Here is a 7,898-nt window from a genome sequence, read left to right on the forward strand (position 1 = left end):
GCTGCGCGGCGCGCGCGCCTGCCGCTCAGCGCTCGAGGTAGATCTCGAAATCCTCGATGAGCACGGCGAGCTCGTAGCGCTCCTCGATGAGCCCCGCGAGCGCGGGGAACCCGTCCAGCGTGTCGCGCGAGTCGAGCGCGTCGCCGGTGACCGAGGGGAAGACGTCGCGGCGCTCGACAACGATCGCGGCCGGAGGGCTCGCGGCGAGATCGCGCATCAGCGCGTCGCGCGCCTCCTGCCGGGCCCACGCCGCGCGCTGCGGGACGTTGTAGAGGTAGCGCGTCGCCGGCGGGCGGTCGGCGAGGTCGTAGATCACCGGCTCGAAGCCCCACACGAACACCGGCCGCCCCGGCGCGACGCGCTCGCGCAGCCACGCGGCGACCGCGCGGTTCGCCGCGGCGTTGACGTCCGCGACCGACGCGAGGCGATCGAGGCGGCCGAGGTCCCTCGCGCCCCCGGCGAGCAGCGCGAGGCGCTCGGCGCAGCGCTCGACGTAGTCGTCGGCCACGTCCTTCGTCGCCGAGCGGGCGAAGCCCGCCGCGACGAGCACCGCGACGAGCGCCGCGAGCGCCCTGGCGCCGCGCCGCGCGCAGCGCTCCCACGCCTTCCAGAGGCCGAGCGCTGCGAGCATCGCCGTGAGCGGCCACGTCGCGCCGTAGTGGTAAGGGAAGAACTTCGCCTGCATCACCACGCCGACGAGGTGCATCGCGATCACGCCCGCGAGCAGCGCCACGCCCGCCCGCTCGCGGCGCTCCGGGTGCAGCGCGAGCAGGCAACAGAGGCCGAGCGCGAGCGGGCCGGAGTACCGGACGAGCCACTCGCTGACGCCGTGCCACGCCAGCTCGAGCACGCCCGCGCCGCGCCACCCGAGCGCGGTGTAGTGCGGCGTGAAGACGAAGAGGACCTCCCAGAGATCGCCGAGCGCCCCCGCCGCGGCGAACCACGCGACGCAGGCGAGCACAGGCAGCACGCCCCCCAGCGCGACGAGCAGCGCGGGCCGGAGCGCCGCCCACAGGAGCGCGCCCGTCGACGCTGCAGCGCGCGCCGGCTCGCCCTCGAGCGCGCGCCCGACCTCCGCGCCCACGCGCTGCTCCTCGCCGCGCGTCCCGCGACGCAGCGCGCGCCGCGTGAGCTCCGCGAGGGCGGGCGCGGCCAGCGCGGCGGCGAGCACGACGCCGCCGCCGGCGAGCGGCGGCTTGAGGAGGCCGGCGGCGCCGAAGAGGGCGCCCGACGCGACGAGCGCGGCGGCGTCTCTTGCGGGGCTCGGCGCGCCGGCGCCCCCGCGCGGCGTGGCCGCGAGCAGGGCGAAGACGGTGAGCATGCCGCCGAACGACTCGGGCTGCGCCGTGTGCCAGAAATCGAGCTGGGCGTGCACGAGCACGGCCAGCGCCGCGGCGACGATCCCGATCCGGCGGTCGCCGAACGCGCGCCCGGCGAGCGACGCCATCGCGAAGCACATGCCCGCGAGGCCGACGACCTCGAGGACGCGGATGCCCCATTGCGCCGGGCCGAAGAGCGCGCGCGCGAGCGCGTAGATCAGGAAGATGCCGGGCGGCTTGAAGTCGAACGCGTCGCGGTAGGGCATGCCGCCGTCGAGCACCGCGCGCGCGACCATCGCGTAGATGCCCTGATCGCGGCCGTAGCCGTAGGTCAGGATCTGCAGCAGCAGGAACGCGATGACGCCGACCGAGATCGCGCCGATCGCCTGCGCGCCCGCGCCCGCGCCCGCGCCGCGCGCCGGCCCGGCGGCGAGCCGCTCGCTCGCGGGCTCGCTCGAGGTGGCCCGTGGGAAAGGGACCGCGGTCGCATCCGGCGCGGCGTCACGCACTGGGGTCTTTTACCGGCTGGGGCGCGCCAGCGTCTACGTACGATTCCGGTCCTCCTGCGCCCGGCGTCCCGGTGGGGCCGGCTCGCCGTCGCCGGGGAGGCTCCCTCGGCGGGCCGGCGGCGGCTGGGCGCCGCCCGTCGAGCCTCCGGTGGGCGCGGCGGGTCGCGCGGCGGCTCGACGTGGCGCACGCCGGGACGCCTCTCCGCCGACATGCTGACAAATGATGCAAAGGATACGCACGGGACGAACATGTGTCGTTGCCCTCGAAGGGCGGGCGGCGTATACGACCGTGCCGCCGTTGCCCGGAGAAACGGGCGCTCCCGGCGGCCGCGTTGGAGGAGCGAGAAGCGATGGTCGATGTTCGCATGCCACAGCTCGGCGAGAGCGTGCTCGAGGGGACCGTCTCGAGGTGGCTCGTGCGCGAGGGCGATTTCGTCAAGCGCGAGCAGCCGCTGCTCGAGGTTGCGACCGACAAGGCAGACACGGAGATCCCCGCGCCGATCGCGGGTCGTGTCGCGCGGATCGCGGTGGCCGAGGGGACCGTTGTCGCCAAGGAAGGTCTGCTCTGCCAGATCGACGAGACGGCGCAGGGCGAGGCCCAGCCGGCGGCCCAGAGCCCGGCCGCCGCAGCGCCGGCCGAGCCGCGGCCCGCGGCGCCGGCGCCGGGCAGCAACGGCCACGAGGAGGGCGCCCGGCCGCTGTCCAGCCCGTCCACGAAGAAGCTGGCGCTCGAGGCCGGCGTCGACCTGCGCAACGTGCAGGGGACAGGCGACCGCGGGCGGATCACCCACGATGACGTGATGCGCGCGGCGCACGGCGCGCCGGCCGAGCCGGCGCCGGCCGCGGCGCCGCAGCCCGCGGGTGGGGCGAGCCAGGCGGCCGAGCTGTCGCAGCTCATCCAGGCGAGCGGCGGGTTCGTGCCGCCGGTGCCCGGGGTCGGGTTCGGCGCGTACAAGGTGCCGCCCTACACCCCGAAGCCGGGCGACAAGGTGGTGCCCTTCAGCCGGCGCCGCCGCATCACCGCGGACCACATGGTCTATTCCAAGGTGACGTCGCCGCACGTGGTGACGGTCGCCGAGGTCGACCTGCACGAGACGTCGAAGCTGCGCGAGGCGCACAAGGACGAGTTCAAGAAGGCGGGCGCGTCGCTGACGTTCCTGTCCTTCATCTGCGCCGCGGCGGTCCGCGCGCTGCGCGAGCACCCGGAGTTCAACGCGCGGGTGCTCGAGAACTCGTACGTGGTGCTGCGCGACGTCAACCTCGGCGTGGCGGTGGACACGCCCGGCGGCCTCATCGTCCCGAGCATCAAGCACGCGGACGAGCTGTCGCTGCGCGGCATCGCGAGGAGCATCGACGAGCTGGCGGGGCGCGCGCGGTCGGGCAAGATCACGGCCGACGACCTCGCGAACACGACCTTCACGGTCTCGAACCCCGGCCTCAAGGGCAACCTGTTCGGCGGCGCGATCATCTCACAGCCGAACGTCGGCATCCTCAGGATGGGTGAGATCAAGAAGCGCGTCGTGGTGGTCACGAAGGACAAGGAGGACTCGATCGCGATCCATCCGGTCATGTTCCTCGCGCTGTCCTACGACCACCGCATCATCGACGGGGTGTTGGCGAACTCGTTCCTCTGGCGCGTCACCGACATCCTCACACGCGGAGAGTTCGAAGTATGAACGCGAAGAGCGACGTGCAGGGCCTGAGAGCGCTGAGCGAGGTCGATCCGGAGATCGCCGAGCTGATCCGGCTGGAGGAGCGGCGGGAGGCGGACACGCTCCGGCTCATCGCCAGCGAGAACTACGTGTCTCGGGCGGTGCTCGAGGCGACCGGCTCGGTGCTGACCAACAAGTACTCCGAGGGGTACCCGCACAAGCGGTATTACGAGGGCCAGCAGCAGGTCGACGTCGTCGAGGAGCTCGCGCGCACGCGCGTGGCGAAGCTCTTCGGGGCCGACCATGTCAACGTGCAGCCCTACTCCGGCAGCCCGGCCAACCTGGCCGTCTACCTCGCCTTCGCGCAGGCGAACGACACGATCATGGGCCTCGGGCTCCCCGCCGGCGGGCACCTGACCCACGGCTGGTCGGTGAGCATCACCGGGAAGTACTTCAAGAGCGTCCCCTACGGCGTGCGCGAGAGCGATCACCGCATCGACATGGACCAGGTGCGCGACCTGGCGCGCGCCCACCGGCCGAAGCTCATCTGGTGCGGCACGACGGCGTACCCGCGCACCATCGACTTCGCCGCGTTCCGCGCGATCGCCGACGAGGTGGGGGCGATCCTGGCGGCGGACATCGCGCACATCGCGGGGCTCGTGGCCGGCGGGGTGCACCCGTCGCCGGTGGGCATCGCGGACGTGGTGACGTCGACGACGCACAAGACGTTCCGTGGCCCGCGCGGCGCGATGATCCTCTGCAAGAAGGAGCACGCGAGCGCGATCGACAAGGCGGTGTTCCCGGGCCTCCAGGGCGGGCCGCACAACCACACGACGGCGGCCATCGCGGTCGCGGCGAAGGAGGCCTCGGAGGACGGCTTCCGGACCTACGCGAAGCAGATCGTCGAGAACGCGAAGGCGCTCGGGCGCGCGCTGGAGTCGCGCGGCTTCCGGCTCATCACCGGCGGGACCGACAACCACCTGCTGAACATCGACATGACCCCGAAGGGGCTCGCCGGAAAGCCGTACGCGCAGGCGCTCGATCGCGCGGGCATCGTCGCCAACTACAACTCGATCCCGTTCGATCCGCGCAAGCCGTTCGACCCGTCGGGGATCCGCATCGGCACGCCGGCCGTGACGTCGCGCGGCATGGGCGTCGCCGAGATGGAGCGCCTGGCGGCGTGGATGGATGACGTGGCGCAGAACATCAACGACGAGGCGCGCATCGCGCGCATCGCCGCCGAGGTCGCGGAGCTCTGCCGCGGCTTCCCTGCGCCGGGCATCCGGCTGTAGGGCTGCGGCGGGCCGCGAGGCGCGCCGGACGAGGACGCCGAGGAGAGCTCCCTCCCGGCGTCCTCGGCGTTTCTACGCCTTCACTTCACGTAGAGCTGCGCGGCGGCCATGCCCGCGCCGGCGGTCGCCTTGACGATGTACTTCGCGTTGATGCCCACGGGCAGCGACCAGCGGAAGCAGTTGCCCCGGCCGCCGAGCGCGGCGTTCGAGCCGGTCAGGGTGTCTCGCGCCAGCTCCGACGAGCCCATCGGGATCGGGGTCAGCGCGACGAGGCTGATGTCGAGCTCGGTGATCCCCGCGCCGACACCGAGGATCGTGTAGCACTTGCCGGGCATGAGCTGGATCTGCTGCTCCAGCGTCTGTCCAGCGCTGAACTGGCCCGCGATCGGGCCCCCCTCCTTCGTCATGCCCTGCGCCTCGGTCGCGGCGAGGTTGTTGAGCGGGATGGTCGCGGCCGACGCGAAGTTCGGGTCGATCGGCGACGCGCTGCCGGTGCTCGTCCCGCTGCCGCTGCCGCTCGGGGCGGGCTGCTGGCCGCCGGTCGTCGTCTGGCCGGGGAGCGGGAACGGCCACGGGAAGCCGCCGGGCTGCGCCGAGGGCGTCGCGCTGGGCTGCTGCGGGGCAGGCTGCTGCGTCGTCGGCGCGGGCTGCTGCGGCTGCTGATAGCCCGGCTGCTGGGGCTGCTGGTAGCCGGGCGGCGGATACCCCTGCTGGGGCTGCTGGTAGCCGGGCGGCGGATACCCCTGCTGGTACCCGGGCTGCTGGTAATAGCCGCCAGGAGGCGGAGCGTAGCCGGGCGGCGGCTGGTTCGCGTAGTTCGGCGGCGGGGAAGCCTCTCGCTGTTGACAACCAGCGGCGAGGGCTGCGGTGAGGACCATGGCTGACAGGACGCCAATCGTACGGACCAAAAGAACCTCCTCCAATTTCCGGCGGAACGCCGCGTTCAATCTCACTGACGGGCGCGCGACGCAACGGGTCACTCGCGGGGAAGCTCCCCGGAGCGACGCCCACGAAGCGCGATGAACCGAGCTCCGAGGGCCGTCCGCCGGATGTCGTTTTGGACGGGTCACGCCCCCGCTTTCATCGCGCCCACCCGGCAGATTGATGCTGCTTCCGCCACGATTTCCCGGATCACGGCGGCCAGGCTCGGCTGGCCGGGGAGAAAAAGTGAGGTAGCCTACGGCATGACCGACCACGGCTCCCGTGAGAAGTTCGAACGTCCCGGAGAGTTTGCGCGGTGGTTCCTGGAACGGGAGATGCTGGCGAGCGCTGGCATGGGGCTCGCGGCCGACAGGGCGCGGCTGCACCTCGGGCGTGCGGTCGCCTTCCTGGACCAGGGGATGCTGCGCGAGTCGCTGACGGAGGCGAACTCGGCCGCGTACCTCGACCGGGCGATCCGGCCCGAGGCGCTCCTCGTCGCGCGCATGTGCGTCCTGCGCGAGCTCGTGGCCGGGGCCGGCAGCTGAGCGGCGCGCGGGCGCGACGCGCGGGCGAGGCGCCGCCCGCGCCGGCCCGCCTGCGCAAGGCGCCTCGCACGCCTGCGCAGGGCGTCTCGCACATAGCCCTCGGCCCCTGTCGGGTGTATGAGCGCCCGCGGGCACAGCTTCCCGAGCGAGGAGCCGCAGCGTGCGGCAGGGCTGTGCGCGAGGAGGCCGCAGATGACGGTGACGGGTAGGTCGTTGGGTTCAGCAGTGCTCTTGGCGCTCTCGGCGGCAGCTCTCTCGGCGGCAGCGCTGAGCTGCGGCGGCGGCAGCAAGGAGTCGGAGTTCGCGGACGACCCGCCGGACGCGGGGGCGCTGCCGCCTCCGCAGCCGACAGCGTCCGTCCCGCCCCCGGACGCCGGCCTGCCCCCGGTCGCGGTGCCCACGACGTCGCCCTGCGATGGAGTCCAGTCGCTCGCGATGACGACGATGTTCCAGGGCCGCGCCTCGGGCGAGGCGCCGAGGATGCAGCCGGAAGGGGCGCCGGTGTGCAACGTGGTGCCCGAGGGGCAGACGGCCTCGGGGCAGACCTTCATGCTCCAGCCGGGCAATTGCTACACGTTCCTGGCGCAGGCGCTGCCCACGGTCACCGAGGTCGATCTCCAGCTCGAGATCGACCTCAACGCGGGTGGGCAGCCGGGGCTCGCGGCGTTCAACCTGAAACCGGTGCTCGCGGTCGACTCGGATACGGGGCCGACAGCGGCCATCGGGGCCAAGCAGAACTGCTACCAATGGCCCTTCCCGCTGCCGGCGACGGCCAAGCTGGTAGTCAAGGCGCGCACCGGGTCGGGGCCGGTGGCGGCGCAGGCCTACAGCCGCAAGAAGTGAGGCGGCGGGAGAAGGTGGTTCCGAGCTGACCGCCCCCCGGAGAGGGTGTTCGGGGGGCCTACCGTCGAGAGGGTTCTGCCGGCCGCATCGGGCCCATGGCCCGTGCGGACCGCCGAACGCCCTCTCCGGGGGTCCAGCGTCGGTCGAGGGAGTCCACCGGTGTCGAGCGGCCTCGGGGCCGAGAAGGGCGCCGGACGGCGCCGCGGAGGGCATGGAGCGAGAACGGCCACGTCGCCGTGGCCGCCCTGCGCTCCGCGGGGAGAACCGCGAGCCTACAGGAGCGCGTCCTTGATGGCCTTGATGGGCCGGGCGCGGACGGACTTGCTCGCCGGCTTCGCAGCGAAGGTCATCGGCTGCTTGGTAAACGGGTTGATCCCCTGGCGCGCCTTCGTCGCAGGGCGCTTGACCACCCGGAACTTCGCAAAGCCGGGGAGCGTGAACACGCCCGACTTCTTCAGCTCACGATGACCGATCGAGATCAGGGACTCGAGAACGTTCTTCACCTGCTTGCGGCTCAGCTCATCACCGGCTGCTTCGGTGATGGCCTGGATCAGGCCGCTCTTGCTCAACGTCTTCTTCGGGCCGCCCCCGGCCGTCTTCTTGCTGGTCGCCATGGCACTCTCCTGGGACATGAGCTCGCGCGCGACACCTCGCCGCGCGCAGCCTCAGCGAACCTTACACACTGAACAGGACAAAAAAAGACAAAAATGCTGGGAGAAAACGCGATTTCTGAGAACGGGCATCGCGCGGACCCCTGAAAGGCCGCGCCGGAGCGGTGCGCCAGAGGGGGAACGAGGCGCTGGGAAGGGCGTCGGAG

The 7,898-nt window shown here is 72.4% G+C and carries 7 protein-coding genes; 4 read left to right on the top strand and 3 right to left on the bottom strand.

What is annotated here, in order from left to right; genetic code table 11:
• Positions 1-25 precede the first annotated feature (25 nt).
• The gene (locus tag WME96_RS34865; protein WP_437285900.1) at positions 26-1,828 is read right to left on the bottom strand and encodes a glycosyltransferase family 39 protein; all 1,803 of its coding nucleotides are present in this window, start codon (positions 1,826-1,828) and stop codon (positions 26-28) included.
• 350 nt (positions 1,829-2,178) lie between these two features.
• Between WME96_RS34865 and WME96_RS34870 the strand changes: the two genes are divergently transcribed.
• Together WME96_RS34870 and glyA are read left to right on the top strand one after the other, a co-directional pair.
• Positions 2,179-3,504 carry a dihydrolipoamide acetyltransferase family protein gene (locus tag WME96_RS34870; protein WP_437285901.1) on the top strand — a complete coding sequence of 442 codons (1,326 nt, stop codon included), beginning with the start codon at positions 2,179-2,181 and terminating at the stop codon, positions 3,502-3,504.
• Positions 3,501-4,772, top strand: coding sequence for a serine hydroxymethyltransferase (gene glyA / locus WME96_RS34875; protein ID WP_433928856.1), 1,272 nt, complete (start codon positions 3,501-3,503; stop codon positions 4,770-4,772). The genes WME96_RS34870 and glyA overlap by 4 nt, the downstream gene beginning before the upstream one ends.
• A gap of 80 nt (positions 4,773-4,852) precedes the next feature.
• Here glyA and WME96_RS34880 read toward each other — a convergent pair whose 3' ends face one another.
• Complete coding sequence (locus WME96_RS34880; RefSeq protein ID WP_437285902.1) at positions 4,853-5,650, bottom strand: hypothetical protein; 798 nt, start codon at positions 5,648-5,650, stop codon at positions 4,853-4,855.
• 378 nt (positions 5,651-6,028) lie between these two features.
• Between WME96_RS34880 and WME96_RS34885 the strand changes: the two genes are divergently transcribed.
• Positions 6,029-6,238 carry a hypothetical protein gene (locus tag WME96_RS34885; RefSeq protein ID WP_437285903.1) on the top strand — a complete coding sequence of 70 codons (210 nt, stop codon included), beginning with the start codon at positions 6,029-6,031 and terminating at the stop codon, positions 6,236-6,238.
• A 213-nt stretch (positions 6,239-6,451) separates the two neighbouring features.
• Positions 6,452-7,081, top strand: coding sequence for a hypothetical protein (locus WME96_RS34890; RefSeq protein ID WP_437285904.1), 630 nt, complete (start codon positions 6,452-6,454; stop codon positions 7,079-7,081).
• Between the two features lie 272 nt (positions 7,082-7,353).
• Here the strand turns inward: WME96_RS34890 and WME96_RS34895 are convergent, their stop codons facing one another.
• Positions 7,354-7,695, bottom strand: a complete 342-nt coding sequence (locus WME96_RS34895; RefSeq protein WP_061618793.1) for an HU family DNA-binding protein — start codon at positions 7,693-7,695, stop codon at positions 7,354-7,356.
• Positions 7,696-7,898 lie beyond the last annotated feature (203 nt).

The sequence above is a fragment of the Sorangium sp. So ce406 genome (assembly GCF_051474675.1).
GTDB classification, from domain to species: domain Bacteria; phylum Myxococcota_A; class Polyangia; order Polyangiales; family Polyangiaceae; genus Sorangium; species Sorangium cellulosum_G.